The 25,835-nt window shown below is 72.4% G+C and carries 22 protein-coding genes and 1 pseudogene; 6 read left to right on the top strand and 17 right to left on the bottom strand.

Annotated features, from left to right (window positions below; translation table 11 throughout):
• Positions 1-2 precede the first annotated feature (2 nt).
• From ACGFR7_RS04430 to ACGFR7_RS04415, 4 genes and pseudogenes are all read right to left on the bottom strand, one after another.
• A complete protein-coding gene (locus ACGFR7_RS04430) occupies positions 3-377 on the bottom strand; it encodes a hypothetical protein (RefSeq protein ID WP_393312832.1) in 375 nt (124 codons plus the stop codon).
• Complete coding sequence (locus tag ACGFR7_RS04425) at positions 364-2,220, bottom strand: hypothetical protein (RefSeq protein ID WP_393312830.1); 1,857 nt, start codon at positions 2,218-2,220, stop codon at positions 364-366. The genes ACGFR7_RS04430 and ACGFR7_RS04425 overlap by 14 nt, the downstream gene beginning before the upstream one ends.
• A gap of 147 nt (positions 2,221-2,367) precedes the next feature.
• A complete protein-coding gene (locus tag ACGFR7_RS04420; RefSeq protein ID WP_393312828.1) occupies positions 2,368-2,643 on the bottom strand; it encodes a DUF397 domain-containing protein in 276 nt (91 codons plus the stop codon).
• 88 nt (positions 2,644-2,731) lie between these two features.
• A pseudogene (locus ACGFR7_RS04415) lies at positions 2,732-3,409 on the bottom strand (Scr1 family TA system antitoxin-like transcriptional regulator); the annotation flags it as partial.
• A gap of 216 nt (positions 3,410-3,625) precedes the next feature.
• On the opposite strand from ACGFR7_RS04415, the gene ACGFR7_RS04410 reads away from it, so the two are divergent.
• Entirely contained in the window at positions 3,626-3,979 is a 354-nt protein-coding gene (locus ACGFR7_RS04410) for a hypothetical protein (protein WP_393312826.1), read from the top strand.
• A 122-nt stretch (positions 3,980-4,101) separates the two neighbouring features.
• Here ACGFR7_RS04410 and ACGFR7_RS04405 read toward each other — a convergent pair whose 3' ends face one another.
• The 6 genes from ACGFR7_RS04405 to ACGFR7_RS04380 form a co-directional block, all read right to left on the bottom strand.
• A complete protein-coding gene (locus ACGFR7_RS04405; protein ID WP_393312824.1) occupies positions 4,102-5,094 on the bottom strand; it encodes a malate dehydrogenase in 993 nt (330 codons plus the stop codon).
• A gap of 577 nt (positions 5,095-5,671) precedes the next feature.
• Positions 5,672-6,844 (bottom strand): helix-turn-helix domain-containing protein, encoded by a 1,173-nt coding sequence (locus ACGFR7_RS04400; RefSeq protein WP_393312822.1) that lies wholly within the window; start codon positions 6,842-6,844, stop codon positions 5,672-5,674.
• A 240-nt stretch (positions 6,845-7,084) separates the two neighbouring features.
• Complete coding sequence (locus tag ACGFR7_RS04395; RefSeq protein ID WP_393314153.1) at positions 7,085-8,059, bottom strand: helix-turn-helix domain-containing protein; 975 nt, start codon at positions 8,057-8,059, stop codon at positions 7,085-7,087.
• Positions 8,060-8,088: 29 nt separating this feature from the next.
• Positions 8,089-8,937, bottom strand: a complete 849-nt coding sequence (locus ACGFR7_RS04390; RefSeq protein WP_393312820.1) for a peptidoglycan-binding protein — start codon at positions 8,935-8,937, stop codon at positions 8,089-8,091.
• Positions 8,938-9,409: 472 nt separating this feature from the next.
• A complete protein-coding gene (locus ACGFR7_RS04385) occupies positions 9,410-9,856 on the bottom strand; it encodes a DUF3017 domain-containing protein (protein WP_393312818.1) in 447 nt (148 codons plus the stop codon).
• 87 nt (positions 9,857-9,943) lie between these two features.
• Entirely contained in the window at positions 9,944-10,798 is an 855-nt protein-coding gene (locus ACGFR7_RS04380; protein WP_393312816.1) for a bifunctional methylenetetrahydrofolate dehydrogenase/methenyltetrahydrofolate cyclohydrolase, read from the bottom strand.
• A gap of 242 nt (positions 10,799-11,040) precedes the next feature.
• On the opposite strand from ACGFR7_RS04380, the gene ACGFR7_RS04375 reads away from it, so the two are divergent.
• Together ACGFR7_RS04375 and ACGFR7_RS04370 are read left to right on the top strand one after the other, a co-directional pair.
• Positions 11,041-11,784, top strand: coding sequence for an RDD family protein (locus tag ACGFR7_RS04375; RefSeq protein ID WP_393312814.1), 744 nt, complete (start codon positions 11,041-11,043; stop codon positions 11,782-11,784).
• A 111-nt stretch (positions 11,785-11,895) separates the two neighbouring features.
• Positions 11,896-12,462 (top strand): hypothetical protein, encoded by a 567-nt coding sequence (locus tag ACGFR7_RS04370; protein WP_393312813.1) that lies wholly within the window; start codon positions 11,896-11,898, stop codon positions 12,460-12,462.
• Positions 12,463-12,600: 138 nt separating this feature from the next.
• Here ACGFR7_RS04370 and purH read toward each other — a convergent pair whose 3' ends face one another.
• Both purH and purN read right to left on the bottom strand, forming a co-directional pair.
• Positions 12,601-14,190, bottom strand: a complete 1,590-nt coding sequence (purH, locus tag ACGFR7_RS04365; RefSeq protein WP_393312812.1) for a bifunctional phosphoribosylaminoimidazolecarboxamide formyltransferase/IMP cyclohydrolase — start codon at positions 14,188-14,190, stop codon at positions 12,601-12,603.
• On the bottom strand, positions 14,187-14,843 hold the full coding sequence (purN, locus tag ACGFR7_RS04360; protein WP_393312811.1) for a phosphoribosylglycinamide formyltransferase: 657 nt from the start codon (positions 14,841-14,843) through the stop codon (positions 14,187-14,189). Before purN ends, purH begins: the two co-directional genes overlap by 4 nt.
• Before the next feature lie 256 nt (positions 14,844-15,099).
• Here purN and ACGFR7_RS04355 point away from each other — a divergent pair, with 256 nt between their 5' ends.
• Positions 15,100-16,020, top strand: a complete 921-nt coding sequence (locus ACGFR7_RS04355; RefSeq protein WP_393312810.1) for a hypothetical protein — start codon at positions 15,100-15,102, stop codon at positions 16,018-16,020.
• A gap of 27 nt (positions 16,021-16,047) precedes the next feature.
• Here ACGFR7_RS04355 and ACGFR7_RS04350 read toward each other — a convergent pair whose 3' ends face one another.
• Entirely contained in the window at positions 16,048-17,745 is a 1,698-nt protein-coding gene (locus tag ACGFR7_RS04350) for a DUF6350 family protein (RefSeq protein WP_393312808.1), read from the bottom strand.
• Between the two features lie 123 nt (positions 17,746-17,868).
• On the opposite strand from ACGFR7_RS04350, the gene ACGFR7_RS04345 reads away from it, so the two are divergent.
• The gene (locus tag ACGFR7_RS04345; RefSeq protein WP_393312806.1) at positions 17,869-18,903 is read left to right on the top strand and encodes an RNA polymerase sigma factor; all 1,035 of its coding nucleotides are present in this window, start codon (positions 17,869-17,871) and stop codon (positions 18,901-18,903) included.
• Positions 18,904-19,220: 317 nt separating this feature from the next.
• On the opposite strand, the gene sucD is transcribed toward ACGFR7_RS04345, so the two are convergent.
• Complete coding sequence (sucD, locus tag ACGFR7_RS04340; protein WP_030082896.1) at positions 19,221-20,105, bottom strand: succinate--CoA ligase subunit alpha; 885 nt, start codon at positions 20,103-20,105, stop codon at positions 19,221-19,223.
• A gap of 20 nt (positions 20,106-20,125) precedes the next feature.
• On the bottom strand, positions 20,126-21,301 hold the full coding sequence (sucC, locus tag ACGFR7_RS04335) for an ADP-forming succinate--CoA ligase subunit beta (RefSeq protein ID WP_152104697.1): 1,176 nt from the start codon (positions 21,299-21,301) through the stop codon (positions 20,126-20,128).
• Positions 21,302-22,141: 840 nt separating this feature from the next.
• On the opposite strand from sucC, the gene ACGFR7_RS04330 reads away from it, so the two are divergent.
• Positions 22,142-23,023, top strand: coding sequence for a peptidoglycan-binding protein (locus ACGFR7_RS04330; protein ID WP_393312803.1), 882 nt, complete (start codon positions 22,142-22,144; stop codon positions 23,021-23,023).
• 370 nt (positions 23,024-23,393) lie between these two features.
• Here ACGFR7_RS04330 and ACGFR7_RS04325 read toward each other — a convergent pair whose 3' ends face one another.
• The gene (locus ACGFR7_RS04325) at positions 23,394-24,770 is read right to left on the bottom strand and encodes a hypothetical protein (RefSeq protein ID WP_393312801.1); all 1,377 of its coding nucleotides are present in this window, start codon (positions 24,768-24,770) and stop codon (positions 23,394-23,396) included.
• Between the two features lie 93 nt (positions 24,771-24,863).
• Entirely contained in the window at positions 24,864-25,739 is an 876-nt protein-coding gene (locus ACGFR7_RS04320) for a hypothetical protein (protein WP_393312799.1), read from the bottom strand.
• Between the last annotated feature and the right edge of the window lie 96 nt (positions 25,740-25,835).

Raw genomic sequence — 25,835 nt, 5'->3', positions numbered from 1 at the left:
CGTCAGCCTCCCACCAGGGCCGCGACCGCCTGGCTCACCGCGGTACCGGAGGCCAGCAGCCCCACCACGGCCCCGGCGTCCGCAAGCGCCGTACGCAGCCGGGCCAGCCGGCCGGGGCCCGCCGCGCCGGTGTCCGCGATCTCCGTTTCGGTTTCGGCGAGTTCCCCGCTCAGGGCCGTGATCTGCGGGCTCTCCACCGCCCGGGACAGATCGTCGCGCAGTGCGCGGACGGCGCGCAGCAACTCCTCCTGCGCCGGGTCCCCCGCGGGCACGGCCGCGCCTTCGTGATGGGTCACCGTGTTGTGGTCGCCGATGGCGAAGGCACCCCGGACGCTGCCGATGTGGATGCCGTTGCCGCGCTCGTCAGCCGTTGCCACGCTGGGCACTTCCCTTCGTCTCGGCGCCGCGCCGGGTGGTGGAGTGGTGGGTAATGGTGTTGTGGTCGCCGATGCCGACGGCGCCCTGTGCGGACTCGACGTAGACGCCGCCCTCGGCGACATGCACGATCCGCTGCTCGAACTCGTCGGTCTGATAGCCGGCCTCACGCAGTGCCGTGGTCACCCCGGCCGCCACCCGCTGCTGAATGGTCTTCAGATACCGGGCCACATCCATGTCCTGGAACAGCGAGGACTCCCCGAAGGAGCCCAGCTCGCGCACCGAGGCGCCGGGGCCCTCGGGCAGCGCCGCACCGTGCCCCCCGACGGCCAGCCGCCAGACCGACAGCAGTCCGCGCAGCAGCGTGGCGAGGGCGTGTCCGGCGGAGCTGGGCGTGCGGGTAAGCGCCCACACCGCCTTGCCGAAGTGGTGATGGTGACGGTACTGGTGGGCGATCCGGTCGGCGTCCTGGAAGAGCTGCCGCAGCGGCCACAGCACATGCGGCGCGACCTCCAGCATCAGCATCCCGCCCTGGGTGTGCACCCGGACGAACAGCGTGGTGACGACGCCCTCGTTCCAGCCGCCGACCCGGATGCGCAGGAAGTGCCTGCGGGTCTCGCCGCCCTCCTCCACCGCCCGCGCGCGGTGCTGCTCGAACCCGTCCGGTGTGTACGGCGCCGCCGCACGGGCCGGCAGCCCCTCGGCCGGCAGGAACACGCACTCGTCGATCTCCAGCGCGCGCAGCCGGTCGCGTACCGCGGCCGCCACCTGGGGCGAACCGTGCGGGGACGGCACCCGCAGCGCCGCCACCAGCGGCACGATCCGGGCCAGGATGGCGCTGTTGTCCAGCGGTTCGGCTTCCCGGTCCGCCCGGGGGTTCAGCTCCACCGACAGCGACCAGGTCTTGTACGGGTAGCCGGCGCCGCAGAACGGGTCGGCGGCCCGGTACATCACCAGCGGCCCGTGCTGCTCGATCCGCACCCGGTCCCGCAGCCGCTGGAAGCGGTGGCCCTCGGCCCGTTCGGCGGGGTCGGACATGACGTCCGGAAAGCGCTCCCGGGACAGCTCGCCCGCCAGCACCCGGGCGAACTGCCCGCGCTGCAGCGCGACCAGCACGGCCACGGCCAGCGGCAGCAGCACCGCGGCCCACACCGCGAACAGGATGCCGCCCAGTGAGCCGGCACCGCCGTACGCGCTGCCGTACGCACCGCCGAGGCCGGAGTCGTAGAGCGACCCGGCTGCGCCCGGACCGTCACTCGTCAGGGAGTTCAGCCCGTCCGGAAGCAACTCCGAGAACGGCCACCCCGCGCCGATGATGCCGATCCCGGCACCGAACCCCGTCACCAGCAGCGAGAGGAAGAGGAAAGCAAGCGTCAGCCGGCCGTACCAGCGCAGGACGAAGGAGAAGAAGCGGGCCGCCCACTGCGGGACCGGCGCCCGGCGGACCACGCGGCCCAGCGCCATGAGGACGACGGGGATGAGGTAGAGCGCCGCAAGACCGGAGGTCAGCGGGAGGGCCACGATCCACACCAGCAAAATCGCCGCCGCCCAGCCCAGTTGGAGCCGTCTGGCGCGCAGCGCATGGGCGAGGACCCGGGCGGCGTCGATGCCCAGGGAGGGCGCGGCGAACCGCTCCTCGTGGACGTACAGCTCGTCGATGACCGCGTCACGGAAGGCGTCGTCCATGTACGTACCGGCGCACAGCAACCGGGTGGCCTCGCTGGCGCCCGGCGGGGTCGGGGGAAGCTGCGCCGGGGGTGCGCCGCCTTCCGCCTTCCGCAACCGCTGCGGTCCGCCGGGATCGCCCGGTTCACCGGGCTGCGCAGGCACATCTGACCGAGTCATCGGCTTCCCCCATCACCACATCAACGAGCCATCGCCGCGGCCCGGTTGGGCAGCAGGCTGCCGGTCCCGTCCGCGGCGGTACAGAAGCCGCAGCATAGGGGAACGGAGCACTCCGTGTCAGCGCGATAACCCAAGGTCGCCGATGGGTCAGGCGACCGCGGGGAACTCCCCGTCCTTGAGGGCCGCGACGAAGGACGACCAGCCGCCCCTCGGGAAGACCAGCACGGGGCCGTCGGGGTCCTTGCTGTCACGAACCGGGACGGCGTCGGGGGTACCGGGGGCTACTTCGATGCAGTTGCCGCCGTCGCGGTCGCTGTAGCTGCTCTTCATCCAGGTGAGCGCCACTTCGACGCAGTTGCCGCCGTTGTTGTCGCTGTAGCTGCTCTTGGTCCATATCGGCGTACTGAGCTGGTGCTTGTCCATGGTCCCCGTACCCTTCCATGAAGTCGCCGATCAGAGCGGCGGATTCGGGGGCTGAGAGAGCATCCGCCCTGAGCGCATCATAGGTCTGGCTGTGGCGTAGGTAGACTGCCGGATCGTTGTTGAAGTAGCCACGGTCCAGCGACTCCGAGTACACCCACCGCCCATTGGGCAGTTCGATCAGCGACATAGAGCCCCTGGGGCGAACGAGCCCGAAGCGGCCCGCTGGTGCCACCTGGACGCGGATGTTGGAGTGCTGACCGACACTCAGCAGGTGCGCGCACTGGTCACGCATGACTTCCGGGCTCCCCACCGCATTGCGCAGACAGCTCTCGTCCAGGACTGCGACGTACAGCGGGCCATCGTCGGCCAGGAAGCGTGGCTGGCGGCTCAGTCGAGCCCGGACGCGCTCCTCCACCACGGGGCCGCTCGCGACCTGAGAGAACAGCGCGTGCGCGTAGCCCGGCGCCTGCAACAGGCCCGGAATGACTCGTTCTTGATACTCCCGCAGAGCCAGCGTCTCCGCATCCATCTCCGCCCGCCGCTCGAACCAGTCCGGATGCTGCACCTCCGGGTACCAGTCGATCCGCCCCCATAGCCGCAGCAGCACTCCCCCCGTCTGCAGCAGTTCGTCGCACTGCTTGGCGAAGGACTCCTGCGGTACGCGCGTGCCCGCCTCCACACGGGCCACCTGCGAGCGGTCGCACGGAATCTTGTTCGCCAACTCCTCCTGCGTGAGATCTGCCGCCGCCCGGAAGTGCCGCAGCACTTCCCCGAACACGGCGGCATTGGTGGCTGCCGGTCCACTCTCCGCATTGCGTCGCCGTCGGCTCACCGCATCCCCCTTGGTGCCAGAAGGTGAGTGTCACGCGTCCGGCGTTGCGACCCGCACTACGGGGCGCAACGCTGAACACACCCAACGTAATGGGTCGTTCGGCCGACCGTGCCGCCTTCTCGCGCAACCAACCTCTGGGAGTCATTGAGCATGAGTTACGACCGGGATGCCGTCCTCGCGAACCTGCCGGGGCTGCGCCTGCTGCCGTGGGAGGGCGAAGGCGGGAAGCCCTGCTTCTTGTCGGCGGACGGGGCAAACGGGACCGGAGGCGTACTGTCGCGGCTGGCCGATGAGATCGAGGCGGAGCAGTTGTGCGACGGTGCCGTGGTCCTCAAGGGCGCGGTGGCCGTACTGGACGACGGCACGGCCGGGGAGCATGCGCTGCGGCTGGCGCTGCGGGCGACGACGCAGGCCTTCGGCAATGTGCTGCGGGTCGCCGACAGCCGGGGCGCGCGCCTGCCGGTGACGGACGGCACGCACGAGGCGGACTTACGCCGGGGGTGACGGGCCGCCGGGCGGACCGACTGCGCGCCGGGCCCGAACGACCGAGCCCGCACGGCCGTTGTAGACCGTGCGGGCTCGTCGGTGCTGCGGTGCCGCCCGCGTCGGGGCGGCCGCGGCGTGGGTCAGCCGAGGAGGCCGAGACCGCGGACGGCCTCGCGCTCTTCCACCAGCTCCTGCACGGACGCGTCGATGCGCTCGCGGGAGAAGTCGTTGATCTCCAGGCCCTGGACGATCTCGTACTTGCCGTCCTTGGTGGTGACGGGGAAGGAGGAGATCAGGCCCTCCGGGACGCCGTAGGAGCCGTCCGAGGGGATACCCATCGAGGTCCAGTCGCCGGCGGCGGTGCCGTTGACCCAGGTGTGGACGTGGTCGATGGCGGCGTTGGCGGCGGAGGCGGCGGAGGACGCGCCACGGGCCTCGATGATCGCCGCACCGCGCTTGGCGACGGTCGGGATGAAGTCCTCGGCCAGCCACTTCTCGTCGTTGACGGTCTCGGCGGCGTTCTTGCCGGCGACCGTGGCGTGGAAGATGTCGGGGTACTGGGTGGCGGAGTGGTTGCCCCAGATCGTCAGCTTCTGGATCTCGGACACCGGGGTGCCGGTCTTCTTCGAGAGCTGCGACAGCGCGCGGTTGTGGTCCAGGCGGGTCATCGCGGTGAAGCGCTCGCGCGGTACGTCCGGCGCGGCGGCCTGGGCGATCAGGGCGTTGGTGTTGGCGGGGTTGCCGACGACCAGGACCTTGATGTCGTCCGCGGCGTGGTCGTTGATGGCCTTGCCCTGCGGCTTGAAGATGCCGCCGTTGGCCTCCAGGAGGTCACCGCGCTCCATGCCCTTGGTGCGGGGGCGGGCGCCGACGAGCAGGGCGACGTTCGCGCCGTCGAAGGCCACGTTCGGGTCGTCCGAGATGTCGATGCCCTGCAGCAGCGGGAAGGCGCAGTCGTCCAGCTCCATGGCGGTGCCCTCGGCGGCCTTCAGACCCTGGGGGATCTCCAGGAGGCGCAGCTTGACCGGCACGTCCGCGCCGAGCAGATGACCGGAAGCGATGCGGAAGAGGAGTGCGTAACCGATCTGGCCGGCGGCGCCGGTCACGGTCACATTGACGGGAGTGCGGGTCATGGCGATCTCCTGCGCGGTGTTTTCCGGGGGCAAGCCCCTGGTCCACCATGGGTGGCGGTGGGTGTCCCTGCCCAGCTATCCGGGTCTCTTGGTATCGAGAGACCCGGCCGTCAGGCTATCGGACCCCCGCCCGGCGCAAGCGACGGGCCGGTGTGGAACACCTCACCGGGTGCTTCCGGGACGCCCGTACGGCTGCCGCATGGCTGCGGTACGGCTGCCCGTACGGCTGCCGCATGGCTGCCCGTACAGCTATCCGTACGTCTGCCCCTAGGGCTCGCTCACCCGGCGCGGGGAGTGCTCCGCGCCGGTCCCGCAGGAAGGGGGCGGCGGCCGCCCGCTCAAGGAGGGGGGAGTGCGGGCGGCCGCCAGGTTGTGCCACACCCGTGGGGGGGGTAACCGTCGTCTGCCCGAGATCCCGGAGGGCATGCCCCCTGAATTTCGGACAGCTTCCGGGGAGGTGATCCCGGGCAGGGAGAGGGGCGGGAAAGCGGGCCGGGCGGGCCGGCGTCTTGCCTGCCGGCGCCCGCTTCCCAGCGGGTATCGCCGGCGTACCGCCCAGCGGTTACCCGGCGGTTGCCTAGCGGACCGCCCGGGTGGCCCCGGTGGCCTGCCCGGGGGGCGTGGCCGAAACCGGACGGGCGCAGCTCTTGGCACCCGCCATGGTCGTCTGGCAGGCCGCGACCTTCGCCGGGTCCCCGGACACCGCGACCATCGGGGTGTAGGCGTCGCCGCCCCGCTCGGCCTGCGCCGTGGCGCTGTGGCCGCCCGCACTGATGGTGGCCTGGTCACCCTTGGCCGCACGGCTGATCCGCGCCCAGGCGGTATGGCAGACCGAGCTGTAACGGACCTCGATCACCGAGCGCCCCGCCAGACCGCGGGACGAAGTGGTCGCATGCGTCCCGCCGCAGCCCATTTTCTCCGGGTCCTTGCCCACGCACCCCTCGCCGGTGCAGTGCACTCCGGCCGGCAGGTCCGGCTTTGCGCTCGGCGCGGGCGCGGGGGCCGCCGCCGGCTTCGTGGCCGGTTCGCCGGCCGGTTTCAGCAGGAGTACGGCGGCGCCGGCCACCAGCAGCGCGCCGACCACGCCGGCGACGAACACGGCTGTCCGGCCGCGGCGGGCGCGCCGGCCTGCGGGCGCGGCAGATGCGGCGGCCGGCGCCGGGGAGTGGTCCGCTGCCGCCGCCATCTGCTCGGCGGGAAAGTCGGCACTCGACGGGAGGTCCAGGCGCGGCTGTTGCGGCCACTGCACCGTCAGCGGCTCCGTCAGCGGCCCCGGAGCCTGCGACGGCTTCGCGCCCTTGGCCTGTGCCGCGCCGGCTTCCTTCGCCGCCTTGGCTTCCTTCGCCGCCTTTGCGGACTTGGTGGCCTTTGCGGACTTCGTCGTCGGCGTGGCCTGGGCCGGCTCCGTGCCGAACTCCCCCAGGGCGGCGCGCGCCTGGGCCACGCTGATCGCTTCCATGGTGACGTCCTGCCGCATCTCGGCCCGGCTCCAGGCCCGTTCGGCCAGCTCCCACAGCGTGGTGAGATGCGCCGGTTGCGCGCCGGTCACCTCGGCGAGCGCGACCACCGCGCGCAGCGGCGGTAGCAGCCGCCCGTTGAGATACCGCTCCCAGGACGTCTTGCTGTAGCCCGTACGGTCCGCGACGGCGGCCACACTCAGCCCGCTGCGGTCCACGAGCCTGCGCAGCTGACCGGTGAACTCCCCTACCTGCGGATCGAGTTCTTCCGGAAGCGCCTTCCAGCGAGGCATTGCCTCCCCCTATCCCCCCGCTTACGTGCGACAGCGGCTCCCCCGGCCCGCCCTCCTTGCTCCCCGCACGGATGCCCCCGGTCAGGAGGGCGGTTCACGTGCACGGGCGCACGGAAGCGTCCGGGCACAGGTCACCCACCCGTACACCCCGTGGCCCCCGCAGTGTCGCATTTCGACCGGACTCTGCACGAGTTCCGCACGTTTACTGACAAGAACAGCCCGCGCAACCCCCTCAGGGGCCTACGGTGCGAAGCACTCCCCTGCCCCGCCGCCCGCCGGATAGAGACACAGACGGATGCCCTCGGGTCCGCGGGCCACCGCCATCGGCGTGACGAGATATCCCTCGGCGTCGAACCGGTCCACCACCCGTACCGACCGCGGCCGCGCCCCCGGCACCGACACCTCCAGACGGTCCCCGACCCGGCCGTTGCGGAGCCGGCCCCAGGCCGCGCCGCAGGCCTCGCCGTAGCGGATCTGCACATGCTCCCCGCGGGCGGCAGTGCGCTCCACGGGCGTCACCACCAGGTCAGGGAGCTCGCAGTACATCGACTCCGGATCCTTGCCGTCGCACGCCCCCGCCCGGCACCCGATCACCTCGGAGGGCACGGGCGCGGCGCCTTTCCCCGGGCCGCTCCCCACACCCCGCTCACCCACGCCGAAGGTCAGCACCCCTGCCCCGACGGCCACCCCGATCACCGCCAGACCGACACCCGCACCGGCCACAACGGCCACGACGCGCTGCGGCAACCGTGGTGACGGCGCACCGGCCGCAGCACTTCCCGGGCCCGAGCCCGGGCCCGGCCCCGGGCCCCGCCGCTGCGCCCCGCCCGGGTCCGGCGCCGCGTCGCAGCCCGGCACCGTCCCCCGGCGCCGCGTCTTGCTCCCGGTGCTCCCGCTCCCGGACCCATCCAGCCTGCTCCCGGACCCGTCCGGCCCGCTCCCGGACCCGTCCAGCCCGCTCCCGGACCCGTCCGGCCGACCGCGTCCGCTCCAGGCCGCGTCCGCCAGTTCCCACAGCGCCAGAAGGCCTCCGGGCGGCTCCCCCGCCAGCAGGCACAGCGCCTCGACGGCACCCCGCGGCGGCAGCTTCTTCGCGTTGAGATAGCGCTCCCAGGACGACTTGCTGTAGGGCGTCCGCTCGGCGAGACCGGCCAGCGTGAGCCCCGTACGCTCCCTCAACTCCCGCATACGCACTGCTAGTCGGGAGCTCTCCACACTGTCCCCCGGTGCGCTGCCGGGCCCGCTCACCGGCGCAGCGCCTTCCAGGTGTCGGGCCCCACGATCCCGTCCGTGGGCAGCCCGGACCGGGCCTGCAGACGCTTGACGGCACGCAGGGTCTTCCCGCCGACGATGCCGTCCACCATGCCCGGGTCGTAGCCCTGGCGGTGCAGCAGACACTGCGCCTCGACGACGTCCCAGCCCGTCGCGCCGCGGGCCAGAATGGCCGTGTCGGTGCGGCTGTGCCCGGCGTACAGGGCGCCTGCGCGGCGCTGCACGGAGCAGGCGAAGACCTCCCCCGGCCGGTGGGTGAACGTCGGTGCGGCACCGGGCCCGCTGACGACCGGCACGGCGTTCTCCCCGCTACTGCCTATACCTGAGGCGTCCTCCCAGAGGCGGCCGACCAGCAGCACCGCACCGGCCATGACGAGCACGGTCAGGGCCCCCAGCACCAGCGGCCGGAGCAGCACTTGGCGACCGGCCGGGGCCGCGGCGGCCGCGGCGGGCACGGCGGGCACGGCGGGCACGGCGACCGACCGCGGATCCGTCGACTGCTGATCCGCCGGCACCGGCTCCCGCTCCGGCTGCGGCACCGGCTGCGGCCGCTGTGCGTGCCAGGCCTGGGCGGCTACCTCGTGCAGTGCCAGCAGCCGGGTGGCATCGGCCTCGCAGATACGCGCCAGCGCCTCCACCGCATCGCGCGGCGGCAGCTTCTTGCCGTTGAGATAGCGCTCCCAGGACGACTTGCTGTACGAGGTCCTGGCGCCGAGCGCGGCCAGACTCAGCCCGCTGTGGTCCTTGAGTCTCCGTAACTGGACGATCAGATACCGCACCCGGTGATCCAGCGATTCGGGCAGCCCTTTCCAACGCGACATGTTCCACCCCATACGCGTTCGTTCTCCCCCGAGGCCATGAGCCCCCTGCGCCGCCGATGATGACGCCGGCACCAGCTCCGTTCCCGCTTTTCCCTCTTTCCACGCGCTGTCCGGACCGCCCCGCCGCCTCCTGCAACGTCCCACCGCAGCATCCACTCCGACGACGTCCCCGCAGGTCACAGCCGGGACATCCCACGGCGTCCGCAGGCGGCAGCCACCGTGCGCCGCACACCGGCGGGCGGAAGCACGGCAGGTGGCACTCCCCGGGGCCGCACGGCCCGTCCCGCGACGCCTCCGCCGTTGTCCGTGCGCCCCTGCCCCCTCGTACGCCCCCGCACGACCGCGCACGGCCTCGTACGGCACCCGCCTCCGCACAGCACAGCGGCGGCCCGCCTTCTCCCGGAGGAGAGGACGGGCCGCCGTCATCGCGTCGAGCCGGCCGGTACGGCTACCGGTACGGCCAGGGAGATCCCTACCGCACGGTGAAGTGAACGATGTCGTCCAGGAACGGGATGTGGATCCACGGCTTGGGCTGCACCATCAGCGCCAGCATCACGATCACGAAGCCGAGCCCCCCGTACGTCGCCATATCGGTGAAGCGGGAGCGCACGGCCAGCATCCCCACCGACGGCAGCGCCCACCGCAGCACCGCGCCGGCCAGCAGGGAGAGCCCGATCACGATCGACCCGATACGGAAGGCGTCGAGCGCCACGAGCAGCAGCCCGAGCGCGACACCGCCCATGACGCTGAGCAGCGGCCACTGCCGGGCGGGCGCGGGGAAGCCGCCCGAGGCGGCCCGCCCGCCGCCTTCCGGCCGGGCGGTGTCGCGGGTCAGCGTCGGAAAGCGGCGCGAGGAGCGCTGTGGCTCAGAGGAGCGCTGTGGCTCACTGGCCCCGTCCGCATGCGCTTCGGCACCCATGACTGGCAGTCCCTTCGGTGTCCGGATCCGTCTGTCCCAGGGACAGCGTCTCAGATGTCTCAGGGACAGGGTCTCAGATCGTGTGGGTCAGCCGGCCGCGCGCTCGGCGGCCTCGACGACGTTGACCAGCAGCTGGGCGCGGGTCATCGGGCCGACGCCGCCGGGGTTGGGGGCGACCCAGCCGGCCACCTCGGCGACGCCCGGGTGCACATCGCCGACGATCTTGCCGGCCTCGTCGCGGCTGACGCCGACGTCCAGGACGGCCGCACCGGGCTTGATGTCCTCGGGCTTGATGATGTGCGGCACACCGGCCGCGGCGACGATGATGTCGGCCTGCTTGAGGTGCGCGGACAGATCACGGGTGCCGGTGTGGCACTGGGTCACCGTGGCGTTCTCGGACTTGCGGGTGAGCACCAGCGGCATCGGGCGGCCGATGGTGATACCGCGGCCGACGACCACCACATGGGCGCCCTTGATCTCGACGTCGTGGCGCCGCAGCAGCTGGACGATGCCGTACGGGGTGCACGGCAGTGGCCCCTCGATGCCGAGCACCAGGCGGCCCAGGCTCATCGGGTGCAGTCCGTCGGCGTCCTTGGCCGGATCCATCAGTTCCAGGACACGGTTCGCGTCGATGCCCTTGGGGAGCGGGAGTTGGACGATGTAGCCGGTGCAGGCCGGGTCCTCGTTCAGCTCCCGGACGACCGCCTCGATCTCGTCCTGGGTGGCGGTTTCCGGCAGTTCCCGCTGGATCGAGGCGATGCCGACCTGGGCGCAGTCACGGTGCTTGCCGCCCACGTACCAGCGGCTGCCGGGGTCGTCGCCCACCAGGAGGGTGCCAAGACCGGGCTGTACGCCCTTGGCCTTCAGCGCTTCGACGCGGGTGGTGAGCTCGGACTTGATGGCGGCTGCGGTGGCCTTGCCATCCAGGATCTGGGCAGTCATACCCCCCATCTTCGCGGATGAGGGCGGCGGCGTTCCAATCAGGGCATGCGGGGCGCCCGTGGCCGGAATTGATCATTGCACTTGCACAACAGCCACGGGTCTTGACTGGACAGAGTGAATGCGCAACTAGAAGGATTGACGCACAGTGCCGCAGGCTTTGTCGGGGGGTGGCCAGTGAAACCTGTTTTTCCTCCGAGTCACGCCGCGTCGTGCCCCAGTCACCCAACGGAGGAAAACAGCAGATGAGTTTCGGCGACCCGAACAACCCCTACGGCCAGCCGCAGCCGCCGCAGGGCCCGTACGGGCAGCAGCCGCAGGCGCCGCAGGGTCCGTACGGGCAGCAGCCCCCGGTCCCGCCGCAGGGACAGCCCGGCTACGGATACCCCCAGCAGGCCCCGCAGCAGCAGCCGTACGGCTACCCCCAGCAGCAGGTCCCGCAGCAGCAGGCCTACGGCTACCCGCAGCAGGCGGCCACCCCCTACGGCCAGCCCATGGGCATGCCGACGGGGTACGCGACCTGGGGTGCGCGGCTGTGCGCCATGCTCATCGACGGCCTGGTCGTGGGCCTGGTGCCCGGCATCCTGTACGCGATCGGGATCGGCATGACCGTCTCCTCCGCGAGCAGCGCCAGCAGCTGTGCCTACGACGACTACGCGTGCCGGGACGCGGCCGTGTCCTCCAGCACACCGGCCATCGCCGTCATCCTGATCGGCATCGCCGCCCTGGCGGCCATGGCGGGCGGCATCTTCATGCTCATCCAGGAAGGCAACAAGGGCCAGACGCTGGGCAAGAAGGCCATGAACATCCGGCTGGTCCGCGAGGACACCGGTCAGCCGCTCGGCTTCGGCATGGCTTTCGTCCGCCGCCTGGCGCACTTCCTCGACAGCATCGCCTGCTACGTCGGCTGGCTGTGGCCGCTGTGGGACGACAAGGCCCAGACCTTCGCCGACAAGGCCGTGGGCTCAGTGGTCGTCAAGACCCAGTAAGCGGTTGGGGGTGCCACCCCGGCCCGAGGTGCACCACTCCGCGAAGGCCCCCTCGCCCCTGCGCGACCGGGGCCTTCGCGGCTCCGTTCACGTCGCATGAAGGACACGCTCGTGAGTTATCCCCCACAGAACCCTTACGGTCCGCAGCAGGGTCAACAACCCCATTACGGCTACCCGCAACAGCAGCCGCAGCAGCCGTCCCCGTACGGCCCGTACCCGGGCGGCGGCCAGATGCCCGGTATGCAGCAGCAGTACCCGGTGGCGATGCCCAGCGGGGTCAAGACCACCCGGGTGCTCCTGTTCGTGCTCGCCGGTGTCAACCTCATCGGCCTGATCATCGCCGTGATGGGGCTGGGCGGCGTCAGCAAGGCCTCGCACCATGTCTCGCCGTACTCCGCCGCGGACGAGGTTTCGGCGATCAACCTCGGCAAGGGCCTGCTGATCGCGGTGATCGTGCTCATCGTGGTGTTCACCGTGCTCGCGATCACGCTGGCCCTGCAGTTCGCCAACGGGGGCAACGGGGTCCGGGTCGGCAGCATCGTCTTCGGTGTCGGCACCCTCATCCTGAGCCTGTGCACCTTCCCGCTCGGCCTGGTCCACACCATCCTGGGCATCATGGTGATCGCTTTCATATCCAAGGACGAGAGCAAGTACTGGTTCAACAGGCCGCGTTACTGAGTTACTGACGTCGTCGGTTACCGCTCTACCGCTTCGGTGACCGCACGGATCCAGCGCGAAGGGCCGCACCCCGGCTGGGGTGCGGCCCTTCGCGCTGGATCCGGCGGCTCGGCCTCGGACTCAGGCTCAGCCTCAGTCTCAGTGGAAGAAGTGCCGGGTCCCGGTGAAGTACATCGTCACGCCGGCCTTCGCGGCGGCCTCGACGACGAGTTCATCGCGGACCGAACCGCCCGGCTGGACCACGGCCTTGACGCCGGCCTCGGCCAGCACCTCGAAGCCGTCGGGGAACGGGAAGAAGGCGTCGGAGGCGGCGTAGGAGCCGCGCGCCCGCTCCTCACCCGCACGCTGCACCGCGAGCTTCGCGGAGTCCACGCGGTTGACCTGGCCCATGCCGACACCGACCGTGGCGCTGTCCTTGGCGAGCAGGATGGCGTTGGACTTCACGGCACGGCAGGCCCGCCAGGCGAAGGCCAGCTCGGCCAGCTCCTCGGCGGACAGTGCGGCCCCACTGGCCAGCGTCCAGCGGGCCGGGTCGTCACCCTCGGCCTGCAGCCGGTCGGTCTCCTGGAGCAGGGCGCCGCCGTCAACGGGCTTGACCTCGACGGGATTTGACGGCGCGTCAGGGCAGCGCAGCACCCGGATGTTCTTCTTGCGGGCCAGGATCTCGACCGCGCCGTCCTCGTAGCCGGGGGCCACGATGACCTCGGTGAAGATCTCGGCGACCTGCTCGGCCATCGCCACGGAGACCGGGCGGTTGACGGCGATGACGCCGCCGAAGGCGGAGAGCGGGTCACAGGCGTGCGCGTTGCGGTGCGCCTCGGCGACGTCCGTGGCGACCGCGATACCGCACGGGTTGGCGTGCTTGATGATCGCCACACAGGGCTCGGCGTGGTCGTACGCGGCCCGGCGCGCGGCGTCGGTGTCCGTGTAGTTGTTGTACGACATCTCCTTGCCGTGCAGCTGCTCGGCCTCCGCGAGACCGCCGCTGCCGTCCACGTACAGCGCGGCGCCCTGGTGCGGGTTCTCGCCGTAGCGCAGGACGTTCTTGCGGGCGTAGGTGGCGCCCAGGAACTCGGGGAAGGCGGAGTCGTCCGCGGCCGCACTGGATTCATCTGCGGCTCCGCCGCGGGCGTCCGCGAACCAGGAGGCGACGGCCACGTCGTAGGCCGCGGTGTGCTGGAAGGCCTCGGCCGCCAGCCGCTTGCGCGCGTCCAGCGCGAAGCCGCCGCCGGCGACGGCCTCCAGGACGGCGCCGTAGCGGGCGGGGTTGACGACCACGGCCACCGACGGGTGGTTCTTGGCGGCGGCGCGGACCATCGAGGGGCCGCCGATGTCGATCTGCTCCACGCACTCGTCGGGGGTGGCGCCGGAGGCGACGGTCTCCCGGAACGGGTAGAGGTTCACGATCACCAGGTCGAACGGCTCGACGCCGAGATCGGCCAGCTGGCGGCGGTGGTCCTCCAGGCGGAGGTCGGCCAGGATGCCGGCGTGCACCTTGGGGTGCAGGGTCTTGACCCGGCCGTCCAGGCACTCGGGGAAGCCCGTCAGCTCCTCGACCTTGGTGACCGGCACCCCGGCCGCGGCGATCTTCGCGGCCGTCGACCCGGTCGAGACGAGCTGGACGCCCGCCGCGTGCAGCCCCTGGGCCAGCTCCTCCAGCCCGGACTTGTCATAGACGCTGACCAGCGCGCGGCGGATGGGCCGCTGCGTACCTTCGGTGGCGGTCACGAGATACGTACCTTTCGTCCCTCAATGCGGTAGCCGTGCCGGGCCAGACGCCCCACGACCTCGACGAGCAGCGATCGCTCGACTTCCTTGATGCGCTCATGCAGCGCGGATTCGTCGTCCTCGTCCCGGACCTCGACCACGCCCTGGGCAATGATCGGGCCGGTGTCGACACCGTCGTCGACGAAGTGGACGGTGCATCCGGTGACCTTCGCGCCGTACGCGAGCGCATCGCGCACGCCATGGGCACCGGGAAAGCTCGGCAGCAGCGCCGGGTGGGTATTGACGGTGCGGCCGCCGAAGCGGGCGAGGAACTCCTTGCCCAGGATCTTCATGAAACCGGCCGAGACCACCAGGTCGGGCTCGTACGCGGCGGTCGCCTCGGTGAGCGCGGCGTCCCAGTCCTGGCGGCTGCCGTAGTCCTTGACCCGGCAGACGAAGGTGGGGAGCCCGGCGGCCGCGGCGCGCTCCAGGCCCGCGATGGCGCCCCGGTCGGCGCCGACGGCCACGATCTCGGCACCGTACTCCGCCGGACCCAGGTCGGCGATGCCGTCCAGCAGCGCCTGCAGGTTCGTTCCGGAACCGGAGACGAGGACGACGATGCGGGCCGGGCGGCCGGGCTCGGCGGACGGGGCGGGGGGTGGGGAGGAAGCCACGGCGGGGCTCTTTTCCGATCTCGCGTGCTTTGTGTGGTCGTACAAGACTGCGGGTACCGCAGATCCGGGGAACCCTACGAAGGCGCCGACCGTCAGCAACGATACCGGCACACCGCGCGGCCCCCACGGGACGGGGGCGGGCACGGGAGGTAGCGTCAGGCCTAAGACTGCATGCAGTTCGTGGTAACCGGGGCGCCCGTCGTGACGGCCCGCGTACGGACGAGGCAAGACGAGACAAGGGGAAGACGCACTCCAGATGACGGACCGACGCCGCCGCGCGGCCCTCCTGCTCCCTCCCCCGGCTACCGCTGGGTGGTTCCCCCAGCCCACCACGGCCCCCGGGGTGGTGCTGCTGCCGCGTGAGGGCAAGCCGTCGTCCTCGTCCCCGGAGCCCGCCGCCCCGCATTCCCCGGACTCCGACCAGGACAACAACCCCTTCGCCCCGCCGCCGGCCGACGCACCCGACCAGGAGTGGCGTCCGCGCCACCCCGGCCCGCACGGCCCGAACGGCGCGGACGGCAACGGCAACGGCAACGGCGATGAGGACCGGCCGTCGCAGGACGAGTCGGCGCCGGGCTGGGGCAGCCAGTGGAGCCCCCGGCAGCCGGGCCGGCAGAGCGGCGGCTTCGGCACCCGGCCGGGCAGCCGCAACGGCCAGCAGGGCAACGGCCCCGGTGGCCCCGGCAACCCCGGCGGGCTGCGCTGGGACCCCACCGACCCGGCCCAGCGCCGGGCGCGCTTCGCCCTGCTCGGCGGGCTGTGGTCGTTCTTCTGCGTGCTGTTCGGCCTGCCGGAGGTGGCCCTCCTGCTGGGCGCGCTGGCGCTGTACTGGGGCGTCAGCTCGCTGCGCGCCAAGCCGAACCCGGCGAAGGCCGACGCCGCGGCCACCACCGCCGCCATGGAGGGCCGCCCCGCCCCCGCCGCCCAGCCCGCCCCGGGCGCACAGCCCGGTGCCCCGTCCTCGCCGGGCAGCACCCGGCCGCAGGTCACCGCGGCGGTCTCGGGCCTGGTGATCGCCTCGCTGGCGCTGGTGATGGTGGCCGCGACCTTCACCGTGCAGATCGTCTACCGCGACTACTTCACCTGCGTGAACGACGCCTTGACCCAGTCGGCGGGCAAGTCCTGCCAGAAGCTGCTGCCGCCGGAGCTGCGGCCGCTGCTGAGCGCGCAGCAGTAGGCGGGGGCGGCGTCGGGGGGCGGCCGGTCAGCCGTTCGGGATGACGGGGGCGGCGGCCGGCTTCGTGGCAGCCTGTGCCGCGGCCGCCACCTCCATGGCAGTCGGTTCCGGTTCCCTGACGGCAGTCGGTTCCACGGCGGTCAGTTCCGCGGTCGCCGTCGGCTCCGTGGGAGGCGCCGGAGCCGTGGGAGGCGCCGGATCCGTGGAAGTCGCCGGGGTGGAAGTCGCCGGATCCGTGGCCGTGCGGTCATCGGGGACGGGATCAGCGACACCGGAGCCGGGGCCGGGGACGGTGTGCTTGCCGTCGGCCGCGGCGGGGCCGGTACCCGCCACCTCGGCGCCGGGGCAGGTCTCCTCGTCCTGACCCCGCCGGCCCGCCCGCAGCCACCAGGCCCGTAGCGCGATCGCGCCCGGGACGCCGGTCAGGGCGGTCCAGCCCGCTGCCGCGAGGCCCGTACGCCACCAGCTCGGGCCGAATGCGGCGAGCGCTCCGGTGCCCAGCGCGCCACCGGAAAGGCCCGCGAGCACAGCCGCGACGGCGCCGCAGAGACCGGCCCCCAGGGCTGCCGCACCTGCCGTCGTCCACCACGACCAGAGGTGTCCGGGAGCGCCGGGCGCCGGCGCGGGGCGGGTCACCGAGCGGGCGACCGAGCGGGCCAGCAGCACCCCCGCGACCAGGGGCACCACGACCACCGCCCAGGTCAGCGGGGTTCCCGGGCCGGCCTCCGGCAGCCCGCCGAGCAGCGGCAGCCGGGGCAGCGCCGAAGGCGGCGAGGCGCCCAGCGGACCGACCGTACTGCCCGCGCCGACCGTGAAGCCCGGCCCCAGGGCGTATGCGGCCCCCCAGACGGCCGCGTTCGGGAGCAGGACGAGGCACAGCAGCAGCACCGTGGCGTGGCTCGCCCAGTCGGGCGCCAGATGGAGCAGGTCGTCGCGCACCCGGCCCGCGTGCAGGCCGAGGGAGAGCAGGGTGAGCAGGGCGCCGGACACCAGCAGGGCGCCGAGGGCGGCACCTGCGGCGCGCGCCGCGACGGCGAACCGGGGGCCGCCGAGCAGGCTTCGCAGACCGCCCGGCACCGCGGCCCCGGCCCGCAGCGCCCAGGCGGGCAGCAGGTCGGCGCCGGGATGCCGGAGCAGGAACCAGCCCGTTCCGGCGAGCGTGGCGAGCGCGGTGGCCGGTACGGACGCCAGCACGCTCAGCGGCTCGGCGCTCAGCTGCCCGGCGGAGGCGTAGACCAGCACCCCGGCCGCGATCAGCAGATAGCCGGTGAGCAGCGCGCCGAGCAGGGTGCGCGGCACCACCGCCAGGGTGGCGTCCGCAGCGTTGCCGGGGCCCGTGCCGGGGACCACGCCGGGGCCGGTACGCGCGTCGGACGCGGTCGCCAGGGTGTGGCGGGCGGCGCGGTGGAGCAGCCAGACCGGGAGGACGGCGAGCAGCAGCGGGGTCACGGCGACCGGGGTGACGGCGTGGCCCGTGGTGCGCACGAGGGCGCCGCCGTGCGCCATCAGCCACAGGTCGGCGGCGAGGTGCAGGGCCCGGGACGGGCCGCTGTCGGGCTCGGGGGAGGCGACCCAGAGCAGCAGTACGGCGACCGCCAGCGCGCCGAGGCCGAGGCCGGCGGCCGTCACGCCGCCGAGGAACGCCGCGCCGATCGCGGACGAGCGCTGCGCGGCGGCTCGGCCGTGCGAGGACAAGGTGGGGCCACGCTCGGTCAACTGGCTCACGCGGCCATGCTGCCAACAAGAGGCGTTTCCTCCCCGCACTGGCGAAATGCCCGACGTGTCGCGCTGCATCCGGTAATGCCGGTTTTCCACACTGCTCTGTATGACCCAGCGCGAGACGACCCGATGACCGAGCGCGAGATGCCCACGGACGGGCTGCCCCGGGGCGGGCTGCCCCGGCCCGAGACGAACCGGCCCGAGACGAACCAGCCCGAGACGAACCAGCGCCGGGTGATCCGGCGCCCGCTGCCCCGGCCCGAGCAGGCCGCCGCCGCCTTCGACGACCTCCACACCCGGCACGCGGCAGCGCTGATGCGGCAGACCTATCTCCTCACCGGGCGGCCGTGGCTGGCGCGGCGGGCCGTGCAGCAGGGGTTCCGGCGCGCCTGGCAGCACTGGCCGCAGGTCGCGGTGGACCCGGATCCGGCGGGGTGGGTGCGGGCGGCCGCGTACGAGTACGCGCTGACGCCGTGGCACCGGCTGTGTCCCGGACTGCGGACCGCCCGGAAACCGAGGCAGTTCCACGAGACCGGCGAGCCCGCGGACCGTGCGCTGCTGACGGCAGTACTGCGGCTGCCCGCCCCCTACCGGCGGGCGCTGCTGCTGCACGACGGGCTCGGGCTGGGGCTCTACGACATGGCGGCAGAGCTCGAAGCGAGTACCCCGGCCGCGGCCGGGCGGCTGACACATGCGCGGGAACGGGTCGCCGAGCGGCTGCCGGAGCTGGGGCTCGACGGCCACCCGCCGGTGCGGCAGGGCGAGATCCTGCGGGCCCGGCTCACCGCGCTGACGGCCGCGCAGCAGGTCACGCCAACGGCCGCGGAGCACGTACGGAGCGACGCCGAGCGCAGCGATCTGCGGACCACGCGGGCGGCGTTCGGGCTGGCCGGAGGGTTCGCGCTGGCGGCGGTGGTGATGATGCTCGTGACGCCGGACCACTACACGCCGCCGCCGGACAAGCCCCTGGCGACCGCGCCACACGCCGTCGTCTCACCCGCGGGGCACCGCGGCTCGTCACCCACCGGGCACCATGGCTCGTCACCCACCGGGCACCATGACGCCTCGCCCACCGGGCACCGTGGCGCGGACGTGAGGAAGCAGGGCAATGCCGCGGTACGGAAGCGGCTCCGCGAGGCTCGCTTGGCGCCGGAGGTCCGCTAGGGCGGGGTTTCCGCCAGAGGGATGTCCGCAAGGGGGATGTCCGCAAGGGGGATGTCCGCAAGGGGGGTGGGGTGAGGGGCCGGCCAAGGGTCCGCTGAGGGCCGGGCCACGCTCCGGTTCGCACCTGCCCCGCCCCGCTCCGTCCCGCCCCGCCCCGAACGCACACCGCCGGACCCTGCCCCGGTCGCCGAGCGCCCCCGCGGCGGAAGATTCTTCCACCGCGGGAGCGGGGCGCCACGAGGGCGAGGGTCCGGCGGTATCGATGGCGGCCGTCAAGGACGACGTACGTCCCTTCCGGCAACGACGCCGGGAGGCGGTCAGCCGCCGAGGATCTCGCGGGCCAGCCGCGCGGTCTCCGACGGGGTCTTGCCGACCTTGACGCCGGCGGCCTCCAGGGCCTCCTTCTTCGCCTGGGCGGTGCCGGAGGAGCCGGAGACGATGGCGCCGGCGTGGCCCATGGTCTTGCCCTCGGGCGCGGTGAAGCCCGCGACGTAGCCGACGACCGGCTTGGAGACGTTGGCCTTGATGAAGTCGGCCGCACGCTCCTCGGCGTCGCCGCCGATCTCACCGATCATCACGATCAGGTCGGTGTCGGGGTCCGCCTCGAACGCCTGGAGGGCGTCGATGTGCGTGGTGCCGATGACCGGGTCGCCACCGATGCCGACGGCCGAGGAGAAGCCGATGTCACGGAGCTCGTACATCATCTGGTAGGTCAGCGTGCCGGACTTCGACACCAGACCGATGCGGCCGGGCTTGGTGATGTCGCCCGGGATGATGCCGGCGTTGGACTGGCCGGGGGTGATCAGGCCGGGGCAGTTCGGGCCGATGATCCGGGTCTTGTTGCCCTTGGCCTTCGCGTACGCCCAGAAGGCGGCGGAGTCGTGCACCGCGATGCCCTCGGTGATCACGACGGCCAGCGGGATCTCGGCGTCGATCGCCTCGACGACGGCGGCCTTGGCGAAGGCCGGCGGCACGAAGAGCACGGACACGTCGGCGCCGGTCTTCTCCATCGCCTCGGCGACCGAGCCGAAGACGGGCACGTCGGTGCCGTCGAAGTCGACGCTGGTGCCGGCCTTGCGCGGGTTCACACCGCCGACGATGTTGGTGCCGTCACCGAGCATCAGCTTGGTGTGCTTCATGCCAGTGGCACCGGTCATGCCCTGGACGATGACCTTGCTTTCCTTGGTCAGGAAGATAGCCATGGTTGTTGTGTCCTCGTCCTTTACTTAGCAGCCAGCTCGGCGGCCTTGTCGGCCGCGCCGTCCATGGTGTCCACGCGCTGCACCAGCGGGTGGTTGGCCTTCGACAGGATCTCGCGACCGAGCTCCGCGTTGTTGCCGTCGAGGCGCACGACCAGGGGCTTGTTGACGTCCTCGCCCTTGGACTTGAGCAGCTCCAGGGCCTGGACGATGCCGTTGGCGACCTCGTCACAGGCGGTGATGCCACCGAAGACGTTGACGAAGACGGACTTGACGTCCGGGTCGCCGAGGATGATCTCCAGGCCGTTCGCCATGACCTCGGCGGAGGCGCCGCCACCGATGTCGAGGAAGTTGGCGGGCTTGACGTTGCTGTGCTTCTCGCCGGCGTAGGCGACGACGTCCAGGGTGCTCATGACGAGACCCGCGCCGTTGCCGATGATGCCGACCTGGCCGTCGAGCTTGACGTAGTTCAGACCCTTGGCCTTGGCCGCGGCCTCGAGCGGGTTGGCCGCGTCCTTGTCCTCCAGGGCCTCGTGCTCCGGCTGGCGGAACTCGGCGTTCTCGTCCAGGGACACCTTGCCGTCGAGGGCGATGACGTCGCCGCTCGCGACCTTGGCCAGCGGGTTGACCTCGACGAGGAGCGCGTCCTCGGCGACGAAGGTCTTCCACAGGGTCACCATGACGTCGGCGACCTTCTCGGCAACCTCGGCCGGGAACTTCGCCTGGGCGACGATCTCGCGGGCCTTCTCGATCGTGACGCCCTCGTTGGCGTCGACCGGGACCTTCGCGAGCTCGTCGGGCCGGGTCGCCGCGACCTCCTCGATGTCCATGCCGCCGGCGACGGAGGCCATGGCCAGGAAGGTGCGGTTGGTGCGGTCGAGGAGGTACGAGACGTAGTACTCCTCGGCGATCTCCGGAGCGGTCTCGGCGATCATCACCTTGTGGACCGTGTGGCCCTTGATGTCCATGCCCAGGATCTGACCGGCCTTCTCGACCGCGTCGTCCTCACTGGTGGCCAGCTTCACGCCGCCGGCCTTGCCGCGGCCACCGACCTTCACCTGCGCCTTGACGACCGACTTGCCGCCCAGCCGCTGGGTCGCCTCGCGCGCCGCCTCAGGCGTGTCGATGACTTCACCGGCCAGCACCGGTACACCGTGCTTGGCGAAGAGGTCCCTCGCCTGGTACTCGAACAGGTCCACGCGCGTCCGTCCCTTGTCTTCTCAGAATCGCCGTAGTGATCGCGGTTCGTTCGTCTGCGATGGGCGTGCCGCGAAGGGCAACGTGACGGCGCTGTCACTGAGGGAGGCGTACACGGTGACCGGATACGCGGCATGTCCGTCCCGCAGGTTATCGCCGGAGGACGTGCGGCCCTAAATCGCAGATCACACTCCAGCGGTGATTACCATCACAGATCTTTTGGCCAAGTTACGCCTTCTCGGGATTTCTGCATGTCGTCGGCCGGTTTGTCGTGAGCTGGATTGCGGTGGGGTGGTTTGCCGTGGGCCTTTTCCGACCGCCCAGACGATCTTGATCCGCGGGGCGGTCGGCCCCGCCGGACGCCGGGCCCGTTGTCACTCGGCGTGCGCGCTCACGTCGCGCATCGCCCGCGGCCTCCTCCCGGTACGCCTCCATGCGCCCCGCCTCCGGCGATTCCGGTTTTGCTGACACGGGAATCTGTGGGAGAAGGAGCCGTCACTCGCGCTCATCAGACCTCCAGGCCTTGAGACCTCAAGACTTCCCGGTCGCCAGGTGGCCAGGTGGCCAGGTCACCGCAGGTCGCCGCAGGCGGGTCCGGAAAGGCCTCTTGACCCTTCAACTTCCCAGTGCAGACACTGCTTTGAAGCACTTACGGATACAACGGATACCTACGAATCAGGAGTCACACACTTCAGGCTTGGCCCCGCTCCCTCTTTCTCGATTTCCCGGCGCCCCGCGCACCCGGCACCGGAAGCGACGTACGGCGCGGCGGGTCCGGTGCCGAGCAGGGCACAGACCACCGCGGCGGCCGAAGCCGCGGTCGACGTAGGAGGTACGGGCCGATGGCCACTCCCCTGACCGCGAGCAAGCTGATCGCGGCGCTGCGCGACGAGGGCCTGGTGGTCCACGAGGTCCGCGACTGGCGCGAGCACAACCGGAACTCCAAGGGTCCATGGGGCCCGATGCACGGCGTGATGATGCATCACACCGCCACCCAGGGCACCGACAGCTCGGTGGACCTGTGTTACGACGGGCGTTCCGACCTGCCGGGGCCGCTGTGCCACGGCGTGATCGACAAAGCGGGCGAGGTCCATCTCGTCGGCAACGGCCGCGCCAACCACGCCGGGCTCGGTGACGCCGACGTCCTGCGCGCGGTGATCAACGAGGATGCGCAACTGCCGCCGGACGACGCCGCGGACACCGACGGCAACCGTTACTTCTACGGCTTCGAGTGCATCAACCTCGGCGACGGCAAGGATCCTTGGCCCAAGGAGCAGCAGGTCGCCATGGAGAAAGCCGCCGCGGCGATCTGCCGGGCGCACGGCTGGAGCGAACGTTCGGTGATCGGGCACCTCGAATGGCAGCCGGGGAAGGTCGATCCGCGGGGCGCCGGCGTCGGGATGAACGACCTGCGGGGCCGGATCAAGAAGCGGCTGGCGAAGGCGGCGGAGGGCTCACCGGAGCCGCAGCAGCCGGCGTACGAGCCGTTCCCGGGCCACGACTTCTTCCGGTCCGGGACCCGCAGCCCGGTGATCACGGCAATGGGGGAACGACTGGTGGCCGAGGACTGCGGCCACTACGAAATCGGCCCCGGTCCGGAGTGGACCGAGGCGGACCGGAAGTCGTACGCGGCCTGGCAGCGCAAGCTCGGCTTCCACGGCAAGGACGCGGACGGGGCGCCTGGGAAGGTCAGCTGGGAACGGTTGCGGGTGCCCCGCGCGTAGCCCCGCACATCGCCTCGCACGTAGCCCCGCACACTGCCTCGCACGACGTAGCCCGTCGCGGAGCCCAACACCGGTCTCCTGCAGATCCGTTGGCGCGCGGCGGGCGAGAGCGGTGCGGCGATGCGGCGGAGGTCGTGGTGGCCGGCATCTCCTGCGATGCGGCGATGCGGCGATGCGGCGATGCGGCGATGCGGCGATGCGATGGTGCGGTGGTGCGGTGGTGCGGTGGTGCGGTGGTGCGGTGGTGCGGTGGTGCGGTGAAACACCAAGGCCGGGCGGCCCTCCCCCACAGAGGTCCGCCCGGCTGTTCATGGGTGTTCCGGCTTCGGCCGCCGCCGCGGCCGAGGTCCGGTGGTGTCGGCCTGAGGCCTCAGACCGCCTGGACCGGGAGGGCCGGGAGGGCCGGCAGCGCCGGGATGTTGGCGGCGTTGGTCAGGTCGGCCAGGTTGGCGGGCACGGCCGGGAGGGCCGGGGCGGCAACGGCGTCGGCCACGTTGGCGGGCACAGCCGGGACAGCCGGCACAGCAACGGCGTCGGCCACGTTGGCGGGCACAGCCGGGACAGCCGGCACGGCGGGCACAGCCGGAACGGCGGGCACCGACTTCACCGGGGTCAGGCCCCGCACACCGGAGACGGCCTGGCCGGCCGTGCCCTGCGCGTCGGTCGCGACAACGGCGGCCAGACCCTGGGCGAACGGGGTGGCGTCAGCGGCCGCGCCCCGGGCGAACGCCACGGTGTCGGTCGCCTTGCCCTGCACGAACGGCACGGCGTCAGCGGCCACACCCTGCGCGAACGGGACCGCGTTGCCGGCCACGCCCTGGGCGAAGGGCACCGCGTCGGCGGCAGCGCCCTGCGCGAACAGCCGCGCCTGGCCGCCGACCGTGATCACGAACGGGGTGGCCTGGCCGGCCGCGTCACCGGCGAGGTGACCGGCGCCGCCGACCGCGCCCTGCGCGACCGGGACGACCTTGACGACGACCCGGCGGGCGACGGGCGGCAGCACGTCGGAGGCCGCCTTGCCGACGACCGGACGGGCGGTGGCCAGACCGCCCTGGACCGGCTTCGTCAGCTGCTCGGGACGGACGCCCGCACCGGCGAGACCGGCCAGCAGGTTGTCGACCGAGCCCGGAGCCTTGGGCAGCGCGGGGGCCTTGGGCAGCGCCGGGGTGCCGGGCAGGCCCTGGGGCAGACCGCCGGGCAGGTGGGCGGACGGGACGCCCGGGGTGGCGGGCAGCGACGGAACGGAGGGCAGCATGCCCTTCGTCAGGCGGCCGGCCTTGCCCAGGTCGGCCGCCTTCGCGGCCTTCTTGACAGCCTTGGCGGCCTTCTTGGCCTTCTTCAGGTCGGCGGCCTTGCGCACCTCACCGGCCTTCGGCAGGCCGGCGCCGAGGGCCTGCTTCCGCACGCCGTCCACCGCACCGGTCAGGTCGCCGGCCTGCGGCAGCTTGCCGGTGGGCAGGTCCTGGGTGGTCACATCGCCGCCGAGGGCACCGGTGGCCTTGCCCGCCGTCTGCTGGGCGGTCGTGGTGGCGGTCTTGGCGGTCGTGGTGACGGTCTTGGCCGTCTTCGTCACGGGGCCGGACACGTCACCGGTGGGCAGCTGCTTCGCGGTGCCGGTCACCGTGCCGGCGGCCGGCAGGTCCGAGCCGACGGGCAGCTCGGCGGCGTTGGCGGCGACGGAGCCCAGGGCCCACAGACCGGTGGCGGCGGTGGCAACGACGATGGAACGGCGAATGTTCGAGCGCATGGAGGTGAAGTCCTTCGAATTCAGGAGGGGTGAAAGGGCAGACCTGTCCCGCCCCCGCGCGGCAGGTCAGTTACAGACGCGGAGCGGTCTGCCCTAGCCCGGGAATTCGAGGATTTCTTCGGCACGCCGACGCGTCGGAGCGCCATCGGCCGTGCGGACGCCACCGGGCAGGAGCCGGAAGCGCAGGGGGTCCGCCGGGGCGGCGGCGTGCTGGTCCCCGCCACGGGGGCCGTGGCCGTCACCGGCGGTGTGCGAGGCAGGCGCCACCGGAGCTTGCGGGCACTGTCCCGGAAGGCCGTTGCGGCCCGGGGCGTGCTGCTCGTGCGCGGCGGCCGAGGGGTGCTCGGCGGCCGGCTTGTGCAGGCAGTCGGCGACGTCCGACGACCGTGCGGCGGACGGGCCGGCAGCTCGGTCAGCGGTCCGCGGACCGGTCGGCTGAGCGTCGCCCGGCGTACGGCCGTGCTGATGTGCCGCGCCGTCTCCGGAGCCTCCGGTGTGCGCGCCGGAGGGGAGGTGCACGGGAAGCGCGGCGCCTGCCGAGTCCCCGACCTCCCGTACGACACGGTTCACCGGCTCGGTGATCCGGTCGGTGACCGGCGCGGCCTGCTCGGCGGCGGGGCGTACGGCCTCGGCCACCGCGCCGGACGCGGCGTGGGTGTGCTCGGCGAGCTTCGCGCCGGACGCCTTGCCCTGCCGCTGGAGCGCGGTCTTGGAGCCGGACAGCCCGTTCGCCGCCCCGTCCCGGGTGGCGGCCCGGTCCGGGGTGGACGCCTCGGCCGCGGCCCTGGCCGGGGTTGCCACCCCGGTCAGGTGCGCGCTACCCGTGCGGTCGTCGGCATGGGCGCCGGGACCGAAGGCGAAGCCGAGGGCGACGAAGCCCACCAGGAAGAGCCCGGCCAGCAGCGCACGCCGCGCGGCCACGGTGCGCGGAAGGCGCACGGCGGCAGGCAGGGCGAGCACAGCAGACAAGGAGGGACCTTCCCCTACGGACGGGGACAGCCGGGGCATGCGGCCTCGGCGTCACGCGCGTCGCGGGCGATCGAGCGATGGCCTGATCCTTGCACG

Origin of the sequence: Streptomyces sp. NPDC048516, assembly GCF_043199875.1 — a bacterium.
GTDB lineage: Bacteria > Actinomycetota > Actinomycetes > Streptomycetales > Streptomycetaceae > Streptomyces.
Note: the sequence above shows the minus strand (reverse complement) of the source record. Positions and strands in the feature narration are given on the sequence as shown.